The 18,982-nt window shown below is 67.2% G+C and carries 16 protein-coding genes; 8 read left to right on the plus strand and 8 right to left on the minus strand.

What is annotated here, in order from left to right; all coding sequences use genetic code 11:
• The first annotated feature begins 494 nt into the window (after window positions 1-494).
• The 7 genes from QX094_RS04945 to QX094_RS04975 all read left to right on the plus strand — a co-directional run bounded on the left by QX094_RS04945 (window position 495) and on the right by QX094_RS04975 (window position 9,017).
• Window positions 495-1,397 (plus strand): LysR substrate-binding domain-containing protein, encoded by a 903-nt coding sequence (locus tag QX094_RS04945; RefSeq protein ID WP_315713553.1) that lies wholly within the window; start codon window positions 495-497, stop codon window positions 1,395-1,397.
• A 134-nt stretch (window positions 1,398-1,531) separates the two neighbouring features.
• Window positions 1,532-2,476, plus strand: coding sequence for a 5-dehydro-4-deoxyglucarate dehydratase (kdgD, locus tag QX094_RS04950; RefSeq protein ID WP_315825338.1), 945 nt, complete (start codon window positions 1,532-1,534; stop codon window positions 2,474-2,476).
• Window positions 2,477-2,632: 156 nt separating this feature from the next.
• The gene (gudD, locus tag QX094_RS04955; RefSeq protein WP_316184096.1) at window positions 2,633-3,988 is read left to right on the plus strand and encodes a glucarate dehydratase; all 1,356 of its coding nucleotides are present in this window, start codon (window positions 2,633-2,635) and stop codon (window positions 3,986-3,988) included.
• A 53-nt stretch (window positions 3,989-4,041) separates the two neighbouring features.
• The gene (locus QX094_RS04960) at window positions 4,042-5,490 is read left to right on the plus strand and encodes an aldehyde dehydrogenase family protein (RefSeq protein ID WP_315713556.1); all 1,449 of its coding nucleotides are present in this window, start codon (window positions 4,042-4,044) and stop codon (window positions 5,488-5,490) included.
• 147 nt (window positions 5,491-5,637) lie between these two features.
• Complete coding sequence (gene garD / locus QX094_RS04965; RefSeq protein ID WP_316184099.1) at window positions 5,638-7,179, plus strand: galactarate dehydratase; 1,542 nt, start codon at window positions 5,638-5,640, stop codon at window positions 7,177-7,179.
• Window positions 7,180-7,353: 174 nt separating this feature from the next.
• Entirely contained in the window at window positions 7,354-8,148 is a 795-nt protein-coding gene (locus tag QX094_RS04970; protein WP_316184101.1) for a class II aldolase/adducin family protein, read from the plus strand.
• Window positions 8,149-8,438: 290 nt separating this feature from the next.
• Window positions 8,439-9,017 carry a hypothetical protein gene (locus tag QX094_RS04975; RefSeq protein WP_316184102.1) on the plus strand — a complete coding sequence of 193 codons (579 nt, stop codon included), beginning with the start codon at window positions 8,439-8,441 and terminating at the stop codon, window positions 9,015-9,017.
• A 719-nt stretch (window positions 9,018-9,736) separates the two neighbouring features.
• On the opposite strand, the gene QX094_RS04980 is transcribed toward QX094_RS04975, so the two are convergent.
• Window positions 9,737-11,185, minus strand: a complete 1,449-nt coding sequence (locus tag QX094_RS04980; RefSeq protein ID WP_316184104.1) for a PLP-dependent aminotransferase family protein — start codon at window positions 11,183-11,185, stop codon at window positions 9,737-9,739.
• A gap of 64 nt (window positions 11,186-11,249) precedes the next feature.
• Between QX094_RS04980 and QX094_RS04985 the strand changes: the two genes are divergently transcribed.
• Window positions 11,250-11,972 carry a pyridoxamine 5'-phosphate oxidase family protein gene (locus QX094_RS04985; protein ID WP_316184105.1) on the plus strand — a complete coding sequence of 241 codons (723 nt, stop codon included), beginning with the start codon at window positions 11,250-11,252 and terminating at the stop codon, window positions 11,970-11,972.
• 327 nt (window positions 11,973-12,299) lie between these two features.
• Here QX094_RS04985 and QX094_RS04990 read toward each other — a convergent pair whose 3' ends face one another.
• The 7 genes from QX094_RS04990 to QX094_RS05020 are packed head-to-tail and all read right to left on the minus strand — an operon-like array spanning window position 12,300 to window position 18,890.
• Entirely contained in the window at window positions 12,300-13,346 is a 1,047-nt protein-coding gene (locus QX094_RS04990) for an ABC transporter substrate-binding protein (RefSeq protein WP_316184107.1), read from the minus strand.
• Window positions 13,343-14,515: an FAD-dependent oxidoreductase gene (locus tag QX094_RS04995; protein WP_316184109.1), complete on the minus strand. Its 1,173-nt coding sequence runs from the start codon at window positions 14,513-14,515 to the stop codon at window positions 13,343-13,345. Before QX094_RS04995 ends, QX094_RS04990 begins: the two co-directional genes overlap by 4 nt.
• Window positions 14,499-15,893, minus strand: a complete 1,395-nt coding sequence (locus tag QX094_RS05000; protein ID WP_316184110.1) for an FAD/NAD(P)-binding oxidoreductase — start codon at window positions 15,891-15,893, stop codon at window positions 14,499-14,501. Before QX094_RS05000 ends, QX094_RS04995 begins: the two co-directional genes overlap by 17 nt.
• Window positions 15,886-16,179: a (2Fe-2S)-binding protein gene (locus tag QX094_RS05005; RefSeq protein WP_316184111.1), complete on the minus strand. Its 294-nt coding sequence runs from the start codon at window positions 16,177-16,179 to the stop codon at window positions 15,886-15,888. The genes QX094_RS05000 and QX094_RS05005 overlap by 8 nt, the downstream gene beginning before the upstream one ends.
• Window positions 16,180-16,183: 4 nt before the next feature.
• The gene (locus QX094_RS05010; protein ID WP_316184314.1) at window positions 16,184-16,978 is read right to left on the minus strand and encodes an ABC transporter permease; all 795 of its coding nucleotides are present in this window, start codon (window positions 16,976-16,978) and stop codon (window positions 16,184-16,186) included.
• Between the two features lie 5 nt (window positions 16,979-16,983).
• Complete coding sequence (locus tag QX094_RS05015; RefSeq protein ID WP_316184112.1) at window positions 16,984-17,838, minus strand: ABC transporter permease; 855 nt, start codon at window positions 17,836-17,838, stop codon at window positions 16,984-16,986.
• Window positions 17,835-18,890 (minus strand): ABC transporter ATP-binding protein, encoded by a 1,056-nt coding sequence (locus QX094_RS05020; protein WP_316184115.1) that lies wholly within the window; start codon window positions 18,888-18,890, stop codon window positions 17,835-17,837. Before QX094_RS05020 ends, QX094_RS05015 begins: the two co-directional genes overlap by 4 nt.
• Between the last annotated feature and the right edge of the window lie 92 nt (window positions 18,891-18,982).

Consider the following 18,982-nt stretch of genomic DNA (forward strand, 5'->3'; position numbering starts at 1 on the left):
GGCACCTGACGCTCGCCATGGACAGCCGCAGCGCCGCGCCCGCAACGTGCGGCTCAGTAGCTGGCCACAACGGAGAAGGAGATCTCGTTCCGGACGTTTGGGACAGCGGAGCTTCCTGATTCACTTCCGCGATAGGATAGAGTGAGGTCGTGATGCGGTTGGCCGGCACGGTCAGGCCGATCTCGGCATTGGCGAGGTGGCAGCCGGGGTCGTCGGCCGCGGCATGGCCGGCGATGCGCGGCGCACGCCGCGGGCGTATTGCATTGCAGATGTCAACATGTGCGCGGGCACCACGGCGGCCGGCGACTCGGGATTGCATCATCGCTTCGCTCCGCGCATGACGGCCGCGGCAGGCAGTGGCCCCGCCTGATGCGAACCGCCGAGCTGGGCGCGTCTGCCAAGCCGCGGCCGATGATCCCGCCAACATTCCCACGGCACCCAATCGATGCTACCAAGCCCGCACAATCCGCCGTATCCATGCCGAGGACGCATCGATGTTCGACCTCAACCAGCTGCGCTGCTTCGTCACCGTGGCCGAGGAGCTGCATTTCGGCCGCGCCGCGATCCGGCTCAACATGACGCAGCCGCCGCTGTCGCGGCAGATCCAGGTGCTGGAGCACATCATCGATGCGGTGCTGCTGGAGCGCACCAGCCGCTCGGTCAAGCTGACGCCGGCCGGGCGCAGCTTTTTGCCCGAGGCACGGCGCATCCTGAAGATGGCCGAGAGCGCCGCCCAGGTGGCGCAGCGCATTGCCAGCGGCAAGAGCGGCTCGCTCAAGATCGGCTTCACCGCGGCCGCGGCTTACAGCTTCCTGCCCGATCTGGTCGCCGCCTGCCGCAGCGAGCTTCCAGAAGCCGATCTGTCGCTGAAGGAAATGGTCTCCGGCGACCAGATCGAGGCGCTGGCCTCCGGCCAGATCGACGCCGGCCTGCTGCGGCCGCCGATCGCGCGCCCCGAATTCGCCACCCGCCGCGTCGTCGCCGAGCCGCTCTGCGCCGCGCTGCCGCGCCGCCATCGTCTCGCCTCCGCCGAGGCCGTGTCGATCCGTGATTTCGACGGCCAGAACTTCATCATGTATTCGCAGACCGAGGCGCGCTATTTCCACGATCTCCTGGTGTCGCAGTTCATGCGTGCAGAGGTGTTGCCCCGCTACGTGCAGCACCTGAGCCAGATCCACTCGATCCTGGCGATGGTGCGCGCCGGCCTCGGGCTTGCGATCGTGCCCGAAGCTGCCTCCAGCCTGAAGATCGCCGATGTCCGGCTGCGGCCGCTGAAGCTGCGCAACCCGACGCCGGCCGAGCTGTTCCTGGTCTGGCGGCGCGATCACGACAATCCGCTGCTGCCGGCACTGGTCGAGCTGGCCGGCAATCTCGCCGTGCAGCACGCGGAAGATTGATATCTGATCTGCATCAATCGATACCATCATTGGCTTGGACCGGCATCGAACTTGGTCCTACGACATCGCCCGGGGGAATGCGCGCCGGCGCCGGCCGCGCCCGTTCCCAAGGACATTCGTGAAGGACCCGCGCGATGAGCAAGATGACCCCGACGGAAATGGCTGCGAAGATCGGCAGCGGCCTGCTCTCCTTCCCCGTGACGCCGTTCAAGGCCGACTATTCGTTCGACGAGGCCACCTATCGCGCCAACATGGACTGGCTGTGCGGCTATGACGTCGCGGGCCTGTTCGCTGCCGGCGGCACCGGCGAGTTCTTCTCGCTGACCGCCGCCGAGGTGCCGGAGGTGGTCAAGGTCGCGGTCGACGAGACCAAGGGCCGCGTGCCCGTGCTCGCTGGCACCGGCTACGGCACCGCGATCGCGCGCGAGATCGCGATTGGCGCCGAGAAGGCCGGCGCCGACGGCCTCCTGCTGCTGCCGCCCTATCTGATGCATGCCGAGCAGGACGGCCTCGCCGCCCATGTCGAGGCGGTCTGCAAATCGGTCAAGATCGGCGTCATCGTCTACAACCGCGACAACGCCATCCTGCAGCCGGACACCCTGGCACGGCTGTGCGAGCGCTGCCCGAACCTGGTCGGCTACAAGGACGGCATCGGCGACATCGAGCTGATGACCCGTGTCTACACCAGGATGGGCGACCGCCTGACCTATATCGGCGGCCTGCCGACCGCCGAGACCTTCGCCCTGCCCTATCTCGACATGGGCGTGACGACCTACTCCTCGGCCGTGTTCAACTTCGTGCCGGAGTTCGCGACGAACTTCTATGCCGCAGTGCGCAAGCGCGACCACGCCACCATCCAGGCCGGATTGAAGGATTTCATTTTGCCGCTGATCGCGATACGCAACCGCAAGAAGGGCTACGCGGTCTCGATCATCAAGGCCGGCATGAAGGTGATCGGCCGCGATTCCGGCCCTGTCCGCCTGCCGCTGACCGATCTGACCGCGGAGGAGATGGCGGAGCTGACGGCGCTGGTGAAGGCGCTGCCGGGCGCCGTCTCGGCACAGCAGGCGGCGGAGTGATCTTGCTGTCATTCCGGGGCAAGGCCGCAAGGCCTTGAACCCGGAATCTCCGAGTTGATGGATAAGAAGAGACGCAAGCCAATCTCTGGATTCCGGGTTCAGCCCTGACGGGCTGCCCCGGAATGACGGAGATAGGAAGAAGACCGGGAGGAGCACATGAGTCACGCAGCCACCAGCACCGGAATCTCCGGCGCGCCGATCGTCACCGGCATGGAGGTCATTCCGGTGGCCGGCCGTGACAGCATGCTGCTCAATCTCAGCGGCGCGCATGGGCCGTTCTTCACCCGCAACCTCGTCATCCTCACCGACAATGCCGGCCACACTGGCGTCGGCGAGGTGCCCGGCGGAGAGAAGATCCGGCAGACGCTGGAGGATGCGAAGAGCCTGATCGTGGGCAGGAGCATCGGCGCCTGTAACACCATCCTCGCCACGATGCGTACCGCCTTCGCCGATCGTGACGCCGGCGGCCGCGGCAAGCAGACCTTCGATCTGCGCGTCATGATCCATGCGGTGACCGCAGTCGAATCCGCGCTGCTCGACCTGCTCGGCCAGCATCTCGGCCTGCCGGTGGCGGCCCTGCTCGGCGAAGGCCAGCAGCGCGCCTCCGTCGAGGCGCTCGGCTATCTGTTCTTCATCGGCGACCGCAAGAAGACCGACCTGCCCTACGCCACCGGCGAGCGCGAGAAGGACGGCTGGTATACGCTGCGACATCAGGAGGCGATGACGCCCGAAGCTGTGGTGCGGCTCGCCGAGGCGACGCACGACGCCTATGGCTTCGCCGACTTCAAGTTGAAGGGCGGCGTGCTCCGCGGCGAAGCCGAGATCGAGGCGGTGACCGCCATCGCAAAACGCTTCCCGCAGGCGCGCGTTACGCTCGACCCCAACGGCGCCTGGTCGCTCGATGAAGCGATCCGGCTGTGCAAGGACATGCACGGCATCCTGGCCTATGCCGAGGACCCCTGCGGCGCCGAGGCCGGCTTCTCCGGCCGCGAGATCATGGCCGAGTTCCGCCGCGCCACTGGCCTGCCGACCGCGACCAACATGATCGCCACCGACTGGCGGCAGCTCAGCCATGCGCTGCGGCTCGGGGCGGTCGACATTCCCTTGGCCGACCCCCATTTCTGGACCATGCAGGGCTCGGTGCGCGTCGCCCAGACCTGCCGCGACAATGGTCTGACCTGGGGTTCGCACTCCAACAACCATTTCGACATTTCGCTGGCGATGTTCACCCACGTGGCCGCCGCTGCGCCGGGCAAGGTCACCGCCATCGACACCCACTGGATCTGGCAGGACGGCCAGGCGCTGACCAAGGCGCCGCTGCAGATCAAGGGCGGCAGGATCGCCGTGCCCGAGCAACCCGGGCTCGGTGTCGAGGTTGACCGCGGCGCCATCGAAAAGGCCCATGCGCTGTACAAGAGCCACGGGCTCGGTGCACGCGACGACGCCGTCGCAATGCAGTATCTGATCCCCGGCTGGACCTTCGACGACAAGCGCCCCTGTCTCGTGCGATGACGGGGGCGATCGGTTAGATTGTCCGAGCAATCGCGCAAAGTCTGGAGAACAACATGAACGCGATCCTCAAGAATTTCATCGCCGGCGAGTGGGTCGACGGCAGCGGGGTGACCCGCAACATCAACCCGTCCAACACCAACGACGTCGTCGGCGAATACGCCAAGGCCGACAAGGCGCAGACCGAGAAGGCGATCGCCGCCGCCAAGGCCGCCTTCCCGGCCTGGTCGCGCTCGACGCCGCAGGAGCGCTATGACGCGCTCAACAAGATCTCGGCGGAGATCCTGTCGCGCAAGGAAGAGCTCGGCCGCCTGCTGGCGCGCGAGGAGGGCAAGACGCTGCCGGAGGGCATCGGCGAGGTCGCCCGTGCCGGCCAGATCTTTGCGTTCTTTGCCGGCGAGGCGCTGCGCCTCACCGGCGAGAAGGGCGCCTCGGTCCGTCCGGGCCTCGACGTCGAGATCACCCGCGAGGCCGTCGGCGTCGTCGGCATGATCACGCCCTGGAATTTCCCGATCGCGATCCCCGCCTGGAAGATCGCGCCCGCGCTCTGCTACGGCAACACGGTCGTGTTCAAGCCGGCGGAGCTGGTGCCCGGCTCGGCGCATGCGCTGTCCGAGATCATCGCGCGCTCCGGCCTTCCCGCCGGCGTCTTCAACCTCGTCGTCGGCTCCGGCTCGGTGGTCGGCCAGACCCTGCTCGAGCATCCGGACGTTCACGCGATCTCCTTCACCGGCTCGGTCGGCACGGGGCGCAAGATCGCGCAGGCCTGCGTGCTGTCGAACCCGATGAAGAAGTTCCAGCTGGAGATGGGCGGCAAGAATCCGATGGTCGTGCTCGACGATGCCGACGTCAAGGTCGCGGTCGAAGCCTGTGTCAACGGCTCCTATTTCTCGACCGGCCAACGCTGCACGGCGTCCTCGCGCCTGATCGTCACCGAGGGCATCCACGACAAGTTCGTCGCGGCGATGACCGAGCGGCTCAAGGGCCTCGTGGTCGATGACGCCGTCAAGCAGGGCACCCATATCGGCCCGGTGGTCGACGCCAACCAGCTCGAGCAGGATCAGCGCTATCTCAAGATCGGCCAGGACGAAGGCGCCAAGCTCACCTGGGGCGGCGAGCTGCTCAACCGCGAGACGCCCGGCTTCTACATGCAGCCAGCGCTGTTCACCGAGGCCACCAACGCGATGCGCATTGCCCGCGAGGAGATCTTCGGACCGGTCGCCTGCGTCATCCGCGCCAAGAACTACGACGAGGCGCTGGCGATCGCCAACGACACCGAGTTCGGCCTCGCGGCCGGCGTCTGCACCACCAGCCTGAAATACGCCTCGCACTTCAAGCGCAACAGCGAGGCCGGCATGGTGATGGTCAATTTGCCGACCGCCGGCGTCGACTATCACGTCCCGTTCGGCGGCCGCAAAGGCTCGAGCTACGGCGCCCGCGAGCAGGGCTCCTACGCGCGGGAATTCTACACGACGGTGAAGACGGCCTACACCTTCCCGGTGTGAGCCTCGTCCGCCGTGAGCTACCAGACGGGCCGCATCGACGGTCCACTCCCTCTCCCCGTTCTTACGGGGAGAGGGGATGAAAGAAGCAAGTAGGCAGGCACGGCGCTCCGCGCCTTTGCCCACCCACCGGAGCGGAACGGAGCCAGCATGAACCAGCAGGTCGTCGCCAACGAGGAGCCCCGCATCATCAAGCTCAACGCGCGCGACAACGTCGCGATCGTGGTGAACGATTTCGGCCTGCCTGCCGGCACCAAATTTCCCGATGGCCTGACGCTGAGGAGCTTCGTCCCGCAGGGCCACAAGACCGCACTGGTCGACATCGCCGAGGGCGCGCCGATCGTCCGCTACGGCGAGATCATCGGCTATGCGAAGTCGCCGATCGCATCCGGCGAATGGGTGGACGAGGCTCGCATCGACATGCCTGAGGCTCCTGCCCTCGATCAGCTCGAAATCTCCACCGCGGTGCCGGCGCCGCTGCCGCCGCTCGAAGGCTACACCTTCGAAGGCTATCGCAATCGCGACGGCTCGGTCGGCACCCGCAACGTGCTGGGCATCTCGACCTCGGTCCAATGCGTCAAGGGCACGCTCGAATTCGCGATCAAGCGCATCAAGAGCGAGCTGCTGCCGAAGTACCCGAATGTCGATGACGTCGTCGCGCTTACCCACGCCTATGGCTGCGGTGTCGCGATCACGGCGCCAGATGCCGTGGTGCCGATCCGAACCCTGCAGAACCTCGCACTGAACCCGAATTTCGGCGGCGAGATCCTCGTCGTCGGCCTCGGCTGCGAGAAGCTCGCGCCGGAGCGGCTGCTGCCGGAAGGCACTGAAGACTCGATCGTCCGCATGCAGGACGAGGCCTTCGACGGCTTCGGCGCCATCGTCGACGCCATCATGACGCAGGCCGATCGCCGCCTTGCCGAACTCAACAAGCGCACCCGCGAGACCTGCCCGGCGTCCGATCTCGTGATCGGCCTGCAATGCGGCGGCAGCGATGCGTTCTCCGGTGTGACCGCCAATCCCGCAGTGGGCTTCGCGGCGGACCTGCTGGTCCGTGCCGGCGCCACCGTGATGTTCTCGGAGGTGACCGAGGTTCGCGACGCGATCCAATTGCTGACCCGGCGCGCCATCAACGAGGACGTCGGCCGCGCGCTGATCCGTGAGATGGACTGGTACGATTCCTATCTCGCGCGCGGCGGCGCCGATCGCAGCGCCAACACGACGCCCGGCAACAAGAAGGGCGGCCTCGCCAACATCGTCGAGAAGTCGCTGGGCTCGATCGTGAAGTCGGGCTCCGGTCCGATCCACGGCGTGCTGGCGCCGGGCGAGAAGGCCAAGCAAAAGGGCATGCTGTTCGCGGCGACGCCAGCCTCCGACTTCATCTGTGGCACCCTGCAGCTCGCATCCGGCATGACCTTGCAGGTGTTCACCACGGGCCGCGGCACGCCCTACGGCCTTGCTGCGGCGCCCGTCATCAAGGTCGCGACCCGCAGCGAGCTGGCGCGGCGCTGGAAGGATCTGATCGACTTCGACGCCGGCCGCATCGCCACCGGCGAGATGACGATCGAGGAAACCGGCTGGGAGTTGTTCAAGCTGATCCTCGACGTCGCCTCCGGCCGCACCAAGCCATGGTCGGACCGCTGGGGCATCCACAACGATCTGACCTTGTTCAATCCGGCGCCGGTGACCTGAGGGAGGGCTCACCCTGCCATGCCAATTGTCTCGCTCAAACCTCTCCCCGTCATTGCGAGCGAAGCGAAGCAATCCAGGGTCCCGCCCACCATCCTGGATTGCTTCGCTTCGCTCGCAATGACGCGTATGTTGAAGCAACGAGCCTAGACAACGAATGCCGGGAGGAAGAGCCAGATGTCCAGCTTCAGCCGCTTCGCCGCGATTGCCGTAGCAGCCTTCCTCCTCTCCGCCGGCCCTTCCCGCTCCCAAGACGCCATCCCTGGTGTCCCCCGCGAGCTGCTCGAGGACATCGCGACCGGCAGCCGCATCCTCGCCGATCTCGGCGTCGTCGACGCCTTCGGCCATGTCAGCGCGCGGCATCCCACCAATCCGCACCACTTCCTGATGGCACGCTCGATCGCGCCGGCGCAGGTGACGGCCAATGACATCATGGAGTTCGATGAGAACGGCGAACCGGTCGATGCGAGGAACCGCGCCGTCTTCCTCGAGCGCTTCATCCATGCCGAGATCTACAAGGCGCGTCCGGACGTCAGCGCGGTGGTGCATACGCATTCGCCGGGCGTCGTGCCGTTCAGCGTCAGCCATACACCCTTGAAGCCGCTGTATCACAACGCCGCCTTCCTCGGCACCGGCGCGCCGGTGTGGGACATCGGCAAGGAGTTCGGCGCCACCAACATGCTGGTCAGCAACAATGTGATCGGCAAATCGCTGGCGGCCACGCTTGGCGACAAATCGGTGGTGCTGATGCGCGGCCACGGCGACGTCGCGGTTGGACCGTCGGTCAAGGCCGCCGTGTTCCGCGCCTATTACACCGACGTCAATGCGAAGCTGCAGGCGCAGGCGATCGGGCTCGGCAGAGACGTCACCTATCTCAGCGCCGAGGAGGCCGCCAAGGCCGACGCGGTCAACATGGTGATCATGGACCGCGCCTGGGCGCTGTGGAAGCAGAAGGCGCAGTCGGCGAAATAGTCCCGGAGATTGAAGATCATTCCGGGGCAGCGCCGCCCCGGAATCCTGTGACGCGCCGAGCCCGCTGCACCACGCCTTCCGTCTCGACATGGAGCGCGGGCGAGTGCGCGGCGTGCGCACGGAACTTTCCATTCCTTTTACGGTATCGGCCGACCGTGCCGTACAGCGCCGGGCTTGCGCTGGCGCGATGTGCACTGCTGCACTGGTGTCCGACCTCTTTTTGCCGCAAAGCTGACACATATCGCTTAACCTGTCGCGCCGTCATGATTCCTCCAGGCTCACTCCCGCGGATGCCCCTGCATTTTCCTCGTCTTGCTGCCGTTGCGCTCGGTCTCTGCCTGAGTGCGCCCTGCCTGGCTCAGCAGCCGATGCCGGTGACGAGCTCGCCGGAGGAGCGGCCCGACATCGATCTCTACGCGCTGATGTCCGGCACCTGCCGGACCGCAAAGGTCGACGGCCGCGAATTTTCCTGCAAGACGGTGGCGTTCTTTCACAGCGAGAAGGGGCGCGCCCATTTCACCGTCGCGCTCGACGATCCCGCTGACGAGAGCCACATCATCGCGTTCTCCGGCATCAATGGCCGCAGGTCGATCCAGAACGTCTACGAACTGCCGATCGACAGGATGCTGCTGAATTCCAAGCATCGCCCGAAGGTCGATGGCATTCCGGTGCCGGTGACGAAGAGCTCGGCCGGCATGTGCCGTCAGGTCGGCAACTTCGCGATGCTCAAGGTCACGAGCGTGACCTGCTCCGCCAAGGACGACAGCGGCCGCGCCTATGAGCTGCAGTTCGTCTCCGACGGCACGCCCATCACCTTGCGCCGGGTGCGCCAGACGATGACGAACGCCGAGCACAATCCCTATGAATGAGCGCGTCGCGATTGCGGCGACCGCGCGCATCCGCGTCGCCTGACGCGCATCTGCTCCAATCCGCATCTCGAACAGCCATGAACATGAGGGCGCGTTCTCGCGGCAGATGATGCCCGAGGCTTACGATCCGTCTCGCCCTCGGGAGTGCAAAGGGCGCAGGGAATGCCGGGTGAAGGCCCCACCCATGGCCCGCCTGCGAAAAAAATGCAGGCGGCAGGTACCACAGGCAAAGCCGGTTCAACCCGGCATTCCCTGCGCGATGGTCTTCACGCTTATACGCAGTCTCCCTGGTGCGCCGGGCTTGTTGGCCACCATTGCGACAATGCGCTTGCGCGCACTGCGCGTGATACCAGCATCGGGGTATCAGGACGCTGCGACTTCACGTCCGCGTATTGCCGTTCGTCCGCACGCTGGACAAGCATGCTGCGGCAACAGCGCGGCCATCGCAGCCCCACCTCGCGTGTCGTGACGATCGCGCGCTACGCCCCTCTGCGGTGAGGCGGGATGCGCTACCAAAGCACGATTTTCGAAAAAACGAAAGAGAAAAATGCAGGCGCGCGATCGGTCGTCAAGAGCGCGTTGAACGAACTGAACAAAATCCAGACCGGCGCGTTGCGCGCGACACGCAAGCGGAGCCTCTGTGTAGATTCCCGGAAGCTCATAGCCCTGCTGATTTGCCCGACGTGCCGGCTCGGCCACACTCGCGGCATCGATGATGCTCAGCGGCGGCGCGCCGCCGCGCCCAGGATGTCCTGGGTGGCGCGCCCGAGCCGCCTGGCGGCATCGGCGAGATCCTTCGCTGCAAAGCCCGAATAGCCCAGGATGAAACCGTCGGGCCCGCGCTGCACGATCCGCGCATCCGACAACAGCCGGCATTCGATGCCGGCCCGGTCGCGGATCAGTTTCGCCGTGCCCTTCGGCGCTGCCGGCGGCAAGGTCGCCAGCAGATGCAGTCCTTGCGACGGCGCGGCCAGTTGCAGGCTGCCTTTGCCGTGCTTGGCGAGCGCCTCGGCGACGACATCGCGCGCCTGGCGATAGCGCGGGCGCAGCCGCCGCATGTGGGCTGCGAGCACGCCGTCGGCCATCAGGTCGGCCAGCGCGTCCTGCATGAAGGCCGGCGGAAACCGGTCCTGTGCCGCGCGCGCCGCGACCACCCGCGCGACCAGCGCCGGCGGCACCACGAGGTAGCCGAGCCGCAGTCCCGCGAACAGCGTCTTGCCGAAGGTGCCGAGATAGATGACGCGCTCGCCGCCGATGCCGGCCAGCGCCGTCAGCGGCGGGCCGGCAAAGCGGTACTCGCTGTCGTAGTCGTCCTCGAAGATGTAGGCGTCCGCCCTGCGCGCCCAGTCGAGCAGCGCAATGCGCCGCGCCATGCTCATCGCAACGCCGGTCGGAAACTGATGCGATGGCGTCACGTAGGCGGCCTTGGCCGCCATGTACGCCGCCTCGCCCGAGCTCACTATGATTCCTTCATCATCGACGGGCACCGGGACCAGCTTCGCGCCGGTCGTGCTCAACGTATGGCGCGAGGCGACATAGCCCGGATCCTCGAACCAGACGGGATCGCCCGGCGCAAGCAACGCGTCGATGCACAGCCGCAGGCCATGCTGGGTGCCGCTCACGATGAGAATGCAGCTTGGGTCGCAGCGTACGCCGCGACTGGCGGCAAGGTAGTGCGCGACCTGGCTGCGCAGATGCAGGCTGCCGCGCGGATCGCCATAGCCGAGTTCGTCGGGCGCGGCGCGGGCGATGCGGCGACGGCTGGCCGCGGCGAGCCGCCGCAAGAGCACGGGATCGACCAGCGTGCAGCCGAGCGCGAACGGCCGGCGCGGCGGAATCCGGATATCCAGCTCAGCAACTGGTGCGGCGACCTGCGGTGCGGGCAGCTGTGCGGCGACATAGGTGCCGGCGCCGTGGCGCGCCTCGACCAGGCCATCCGACAGCAGCGCCTCATAGGCTGCGACGATCGCGTTGCGGCGAACACCGAGCTGCTCGGCGAGCCCGCGCGTCGAAGGCAGACGAAGGCCGGGCGCGAGCAGGCCATCGACGATGCCGGTGCGCAGCGCGCCGTGCACCTGCTGCGACTGGCTGCGGATGGTGCGGTCGAGGTGGATCGGCAGCGCCAGCACGTCGTCTCGGCGCCGCGAAGTGGTTGTCTGCTTTCGCATCGAAGTGGAACTCCCGGCAACCACTTTGCCATGGCATGACGTCGACGGAAACAGGAGACTGACGATGTCCGAGCAACAGATGCCAAGCTATCCCGTCGACGACACCAACCGGGTCAAGCGGCGGCATCAGCGCGCCCACTACGATCATGCGACCGTCCATGCCCTGCTCGACTCCGCAACGCTGTGCCACGTCTCCTATGTCATCGACGGCCAGCCCTATTGCACGCCGACGCTGTATTGGCGCGAGGAAACGACGCTGTATTGGCATGGGTCGAGCGCCAGCCGCATGTTGCGCAGCCTGTCCGAGGGACAGCCGGCCTGTCTCACCGTCACCCATCTCGACGGCCTGGTGCTGGCGCGCAGCGCCTTCCATCACTCGGCTGACTATCGCTCGGTGATGGCGTTCGGCCATGCCCGGCTGATCGAGGATCAGGCGGAGAAGGAGCGCGCGCTGGTGATGATGGTCGATCGGCTGTTTCCCGGCCGCACTGCGAGCCTGCGCCCGACCACGGAGCAGGAGCTCAAGGCCACGTCGGTCGTGACCATGGAGATCGAAAAGGCATCAGCGAAGATCCGCGCCGCGGGCGTCATCGACGATGAGGAGGACTACGCGCTGCCGATCTATAGCGAGCGCATTCCGGTGCAGACCCTGATCGGGTCCCCGGAGCCCGATGGCCGATTGCTGCCGGGCGTCACCCGTCCCGCGACGCTGTCAGGTTTCAGCGCTGGACGGCGGCTCGATGAGGCGCTGACGGAGGCGTATGCGACGAGCTATCCGGCGGGGTAATGCGCGTAGCTACCACGCGATCCGAGGGTGCCTTGCGCAACCCTGGATCGCCTCGTCGCTACGCTCCTCGCAATGACGATCGGAGCAGGCGTAGCGCCACACACTTTCCGTCATCGCCCGGCTCGACCGGGCGATCCAGTACGTCGAGACGTCTGTGATGGCATCGAGGGCAGCGGCGGACTGGATACCCCGCTTTGGCGGGGTATGACGATGGAAGCGCAAACGCGCTGGCTCCCCGGCCGTCATCGCGAGCGCCAGCGAAGCGATCCAGGGCCGCATGAAAGGTCTGAATCGCCTCGCGCGCAATGACGACGGAACGAAGCCTGCCTACCGCTCGATCATCCTGTTCCAGCGCGTATTCCATTCGGGGCGCCTGGCGTTGATGACGTCCCAGTCGAGCGTGATCGCGCTCTTCATGTAGCCGTGGAAGGTCGCGAGCTTCTGCTCGGCCGCCGGCGTCGTGGCTTTCGCGGTGGTGTTGGACGGCACGATGTTGCCGGCGGCCAGCGCCTTGGCCTGCGCTTCCGGCGACAGCAGATAGGCGGCGAGCTTCTGCGCCAGCTCGGATTCGGAGTTGTTGGCGATGACGCATTCGGCGACCATCAGCACGACCGAGCCTTCCTTCGGCTGCGCGTATTCGACAGCGATACCCTTCTCCTTCAAGGTCGACACCGCGGTCGGCGTGAGCGGGAAGATCGCGGCCTCGCCGGTCTGCACCATCTCGGAGATCTTGGCCGAGTTCGGAATGTATTCGAGCACGTTCTTGCCGATCGTGTCGGGAAACGCCTTGAAGCCCGGCTCGACATTGGCCTCGCTGCCGCCGTTGATGCGGTTGACCATCAGGAAGGCGTGCAGGCCGAAGGTCGAGACCGAGGCCGACTGGAAAACGACCTTGTCCTTGAACTTGGGATCGGCGAGATCGAGCCAGGAGGTCGGTGCCGCCCAGCCTTTCTCGTCGAACAGCTTCTTGTTGTAGGCCAAGCCCGTCATGCCGATGTCGATGCCGGCGGCGATGTCGTCCTTGAGTCGCGCGAACGGCTCGAGCTGGCCGAGCGCCTCGCTCGGCTTCAGCTTCTCGCACAGACCAAGGCCGGCGGCGCGGATCATCACGCCGTCGTCGAGAAACATCACGTGCATCTGCGGCTTGTCCTTCGCCGCGATCGCCTTGGCGAGGATCTCCGACGAGGTGCCGGGCACGACGACGATCTTGACGTCGTTGGCCTTCTCGAAGTCCGGAAACACCGCCTGCGTATAGGTGCGCTCGAAATTGCCGCCGTTCATGCCCACATAAAGCGTCTTGGTTTCCGCATGCGCGGCCGATGCAGCGAGCATGAGTGCAAAGGCTGGGCCGAGCGTGGCGCGAGCATCGATCATGGCGAGGTCTCCTTCGATCCTGTCGTCATTGCTGCTTGAGAGGCATCGCCCGGCTGCGATGCAGGTGAGAAACGGGTGATGGCGAAAGGGACGATCGGCGTCGAGGTTTCGCCGTCGCGCACCAGCTCGGCCAGCACCTCGCCGACCCCCGGCGCGATCTGGAAGCCGGCGCCGGAGAAGCCGAAGGCGTGAATCAGTCCCGGCGTCGTCGCGCTCGGCCCGATCACCGGATTGCGGTCGGGCATCGTCGCCTCGGTGCCGCTCCAGAACCGGATCGCCTGGGCATGGCGCAGCGGGCCGAACAGCTCGCTGGCGCGCTGCATGATGGCAAGCACGCCGTCGCTGCGGGGGCGCGAATAGTCGGGATCGGCGAGCGGCGCGGCGCGTTCGCCGCCGACGACGACGTTGCCGCGCGTGACCTGCCGCGCGTAGATGCCGCCGCCCTCGATGCCGATGTTGACGCCGAGAAATAGATCGAGCGGCTCGGTCACGATCATCGACGGATAGGTGCGCTCCAGCGGCACGGGCTCGTCGAACGCGCGCGCCAAGCCGTCGGCCCAGGCGCCGGCGCTGTTGATCACGGTACGCGTCCTGATGGCGACGTCACCGGCTTCCAGGGCAAAACCCTCGAACGTCCTGGTGGCGCCCGTAACCTCCGTGTTCTCCAGCACCTCGGCGCCGGCGCGACGCGCCGCTGCGGCGAAGGCGGTGGCGACCAGCCGGGGATTGGCGTGGCCGTCGCCAGGACAGAACGAACCGCCCACGACGCCGCCCGCGATGCCGAAGCGCTCGTGCAGTTGATTGTGGCCGATCAGCTCGAGAGCGAGCCCGAACGGCGCGACCTCGACGGCGTAGCGCTCCAGGCTCGCCATGTCCGCAGGCGAGCGCGCCAGCTTGAGATGGCCGGAGCGCAGGAACTCGCCGTCGATGCCGATGAGCTGCGCGAGCCGCGGCCAGATTGCATGCGCGCGCTGCGACAGCGGCAGTTGCTCGGGCGGGCGGCCCTGGCGGCGCACGCCGCCATAGTTCACGCCGCTCGCCTGAGCGCCGCAGAAGCCCTTGTCGAGCAGCGTGACGGAGAAGCCCATGCCGCGCAGCGCCAGCGCGGCGGAGCTGCCGACCAGCCCGCCGCCGACGATCGCGACATCGCAGTCAATGCGCCGGGTCATGCTGCCTCTCGTCGAGGGACAGACTCACGGCCACCGGGATCGGCTTGATCGGCGCCTGCGCGCGCAGCCGGCCGACAGCGCCGATGTCGCGGCGTGTCTGCGCAGCCAAGAGCTCCGCGGCGGCCGCGCCGCACATGCGGCCCTGGCAGCGGCCCATGCCGATGCGCGTCACCGCCTTCAGACGATTGATCTCGGTGAGCGAGAAATCCCTGATCGCGCGCCGCGCCTCGCCGGCATCGATCTCCTCGCAGCGGCACAGCAGCGTGTCATCGGCGATGTCGCCCGCCCAATGCGATGGATAGGGAAAGGCGGCTTCGAGCCCATCGCGCAGCCGGTCGATCCGCGCCAGCGCATGTTCGAGGGCGGTAGCGCGCATCGAATCATGCGGCAGGCCACGATCCTCCAACAATGCCAGCGCGGCCCGCTCGCCGGCGGCTTCCGCGGCATCGGCGCCGGCGATGCGGGCGCCGTCGCCGGCGAGGTACACGCCCGCGATGCTGCTGCGGCCACCGGCGTCGCGAACCGGACGATGCGCGCCGTCGCGCGCATCGAAGCGAAAGGCGCAGCCGGCGAGATCAGCAGCCTGAGTCTCCGAGCGCAGACCGAGGCCGTAGCCGACGCCGTCGCAGGTGATCGCGTGTTCGCGCCCGCCGGCCCGATAGACGATGCGCGCCACCCTGCTCTCGCCCTCGATCCGAAGCTGGGACACGCCAGACCGCACGCGCGTTCCGCGCAGCGTCAACTCCACCGCCATGCGCAATCCACGCAGCACGATGCCCGGCGCGAGCGGCAACGCGCGCAGCAGATTGAGCTTCGCAGACAAGGGCGCCGCGTCGAGCACGGCGGCAACGTCGACGCCGGCCTTCATGTATTGCCAGGCGACCAGATAGAGCAGCGGGCCGGAGCCAGCGAACACCACGCGCCGGCCGATCGCACAGCCCTGCGCCTTCAGCGCGATCTGCGCGCCGCCGAGCGTGAACACGCCCGGCAGGGTCCAGCCGGGGATCGGCAGCACGCGATCGGTCGCCCCGGTCGCGAGGATGAGCCCGTCATAGCTGACCCGCCGGCTGATACCCCTACGCAAGATGTCGGCCGCGCCGTCGCGCAGATTCCACAGCAGCGTGTTTGACTGATAGTCGATTGCGATGCCGAGCGCCGCAAAGTCGTGATGCAGCCGCGCGGCCTTCGAAGCCTCCGAGCCGTAGCGCGCCGTGGCATCGCGGCCGTCGGGACTCAGCGGCTGGCGATAGATCTGGCCGCCGCAGGCGTGGCCTTCATCGACCACGATCGGCCGCAGGCCGGCCGCGACCAATGTCATCGCGGCGCGGATGCCGGCCGGGCCGGCGCCGACGATCAGGGGAGATGCGCGCTCAGCCATGGCCGCGCCCTCGTCGTGTGATGATGTCTATGCCTTCGGTAAGCGGCGTCGTGCAGGCGCGCAGCCGCTCGCCGCTCGCGAGCTGCACCCAGCAGTCCTGGCAGGCGCCCATCTGGCAGAAGCCGGCCCGCGGCGCGGCGGAAAACTCGCTGTAGCGAAGCCGGTCGACCTGGCAGAGCATGGCCGTCAGCACGGTGTCGCCGGCGCGGCCGTCGCAGGGCACGCCATCGATCGCGAAGGAGATGACGGCGCTGTCGTTGCGGACGAGGCGATGCAACAGCGGCATGGTGTCAGCCCTGCCCCACGAGGATCTTGTCGAGGCCGAAGATGCGGTCGAGCAGCAGCATCGCCGCCGCCGTCACCGCGATCATCAGCGCCGATACGGCGGCCATCATCGGGTCGATCGATTCGGTCGCGTACATGTACATGCGCACCGGCAGGGTGATCGTGGCGGGCGAGGTGATGAAGATCGACATCGTGAGCTCGTCGAAGGAGTTGATGAAGGCAAGCAGCCAGCCGCCGGTGATGCCGGGCAGGATCATCGGCACGGTGATGCGGCGGAACACGATCCAGTTGGACGCGCCGAGCGTGACCGCCGCCTGCTCGGCGCTGCGGTCGAGGCCGGACAGGGCGGCCAGAACCAAGCGGAGCACATAAGGCATGACGACGACAATGTGACCTGCGGTCAGCCACAGCAGGCTGCCGGTGGCGCCGAGCAACGCGAACAGCCGCAGCAGCGCAACGCCGAGCACGAGATGCGGGATCATCAGGGGCGACAGAAACAGCGCGTTCAGTGCCGCGCGGCCGCGGAAGTCGTAGCGATCGAGCGCGAGGCCGGCGGCGACCGCGAGCACGACCGCGATCGTCGCGGCTGTTGCCGCAACCCACAGGCTGTTGAGGAAGGAGGCGACGAAATCCGGATGCGCGAACACGGCCGTGAACCAGCGCAGCGAAACCTGCGTGGTCGGCAATGTCAACGTGTTGGCCGGCGTGAACGCGACGAGGCAGATCACGATGAGCGGCGCCAGCACGAAGCCAGTGACGAGCGCATGAAAGACCAGGGCGATCGGGCCGTTGTGGCGCATGCCGCTCACCCCAACATCCGCTTGGCGCGCGCCTCGACGACGCGCTGATAGGCGAGCATGAGCACGAGGTTCGTGACCAACACCAGGATCGCGATGGCGGCCCCCAGCGGCCAGTTCAGCTCGTGCATGTATTCGTCATAGACCAGCGTCGCCGCCATCTTCAGCCGCCGGCCGCCGAGCAGCGCGGGGATCGCGAAGGCCGAGGCCGAAAGTCCGAACACCACCAGGCTGCCCGACAGCAGCCCCATCGTCACCTGCGGCAGCACCACGCGGCGCAGCGCCGTGAAGCGCGAGGCGCCGAGCGTCCAGGCGGCGGCCTCGACCATCGGATCGAGCTTCTGCAGCGAGGTCCAGACCGGGATGACCATGAACGGCAGCATCACATGGACGAGCGCGATGACGATGGCCGTCTCGGTGTAGAGGATCCTGACCGTGCCGAGCCCGAGCGCACGGAAGGCCTCGTTGACGAGGCCCGTGGGGCCGAGCAGCATGCTCCAGCCAAAGGCGCGCACCACGACCGAAACCAGCAGCGGGCCGATGATCGCGAGCAGGAACGCCGAGCGCCAGGGCTCGCGCATGCGCGCCAGGATGTAGGCCTCGGGCGCGCCGATCACGGCGCAGATCAGCGTGGTCAGCGCGGCGAGCCGCAGCGTGCGCCAGAAGATATTGAGAAAGTAGCTGTCGGAGAGGATGCCGATGTAGTGCGCCAGCGTGGTCTCGTCCTTGACGCCGGTCGCGGCGTCATAGACGTGGAACGACAGCGCCAGGGTGAGCACGAGCGGCACGACCACCAATGCGGTGAACAGCAGCGCGCCCGGCGCCGCCAGCAGCCATGGTGTCGTCGCGCGCGTGCCGCTCATGCCGACTGCGCTCCGTCGGGCTTCGACGCGCGTGCGCTGGCGCTGCTCCAGGCGAGACCGACCTGATCGCCCTCGCACGCCGGCTCCTCGCCCGCATTGGGCAGGGCGACGCCGATCAATCCGGCGGGCGTCTCCACGGTGAAGAACCAGGTGCTGCCGAGGAAAAAGCGCGCTCTGATGCGGCCGTCGAGCACGCCGGCGCCGGGAGCGGTCAGGCCGATCTTCTCCGGCCGGATCGCGATTACAACAGCCGCGCCGTCGGCGAGACCTGCGGCCTCGCACGGCAGCTCACGCCCGCCGATCTCGACGCCGCCGCTGCGCCATACGCCGGACAGCCGGTTCATCTTGCCGACGAAGGAGGAGATGAACGGCGTCGCCGGATTTTCGTAGAGCCGATAGGGCGCGTCGACCTGCATGATGCGGCCCTGCTCCATCACCACCACGCGATCGCTCATCGACAGCGCCTCGCTCTGGTCGTGCGTCACCATGATCGTGGTGGTGCCGACGCGCTGCTGGATGCCGCGCAGTTCGAACTGCATCTCCTCGCGCAGCTTGGCGTCGAGATTGGACAAGGGCTCGTCGAGCAGCAGCACCGGCGGATCGATGACGAGCGCGCGCGCCACCGCGACGCGCTGACGCTGCCCGCCGGAGAGCTGGCGTGGATAGCGGTCGGCGAGCGCGGCGAGTTGCACCAGCGCCAGCGCCTGTTTGACGCGCGCCTCGCGCTCGGCCCTGATCACCTTGCGCATTTCGAGTCCGAAGGCGACGTTCTGCGCCACCGTCATGTGCGGAAACAGCGCGTAGCTCTGGAACACGATGCCGAGGCCGCGGCGATCGGGCTTCTCGTGGGTGATGTCGCGACCGTCGAGCGTGATGCGCCCCGACGTCGGCTCGACCAGGCCGGCGATCATCTGCAGCGTCGTGGTCTTGCCGCAGCCGGAGGGGCCGAGCAGCGAGATGAACTCGCCCTTGGCGACGCTGAGATTGACGTCGCTGACCGCAGCGACATCGCCGTAGAGCTTCGTCAGACCGTCCAGCGTCAGGAAACCCATGCGTCCTCGCGCGGGAGGCTCCCTTCGCCATCAGCAGGGATTGCCGCCCTGGGGCTCTTTCATGCCGGCGGGCAACGCAGATGGTCAATCAT

Origin of the sequence: Bradyrhizobium sp. SZCCHNS1050 (assembly GCF_032484785.1) — a bacterium.
In the GTDB taxonomy this organism is placed as follows: Bacteria; Pseudomonadota; Alphaproteobacteria; order Rhizobiales; family Xanthobacteraceae; genus Bradyrhizobium.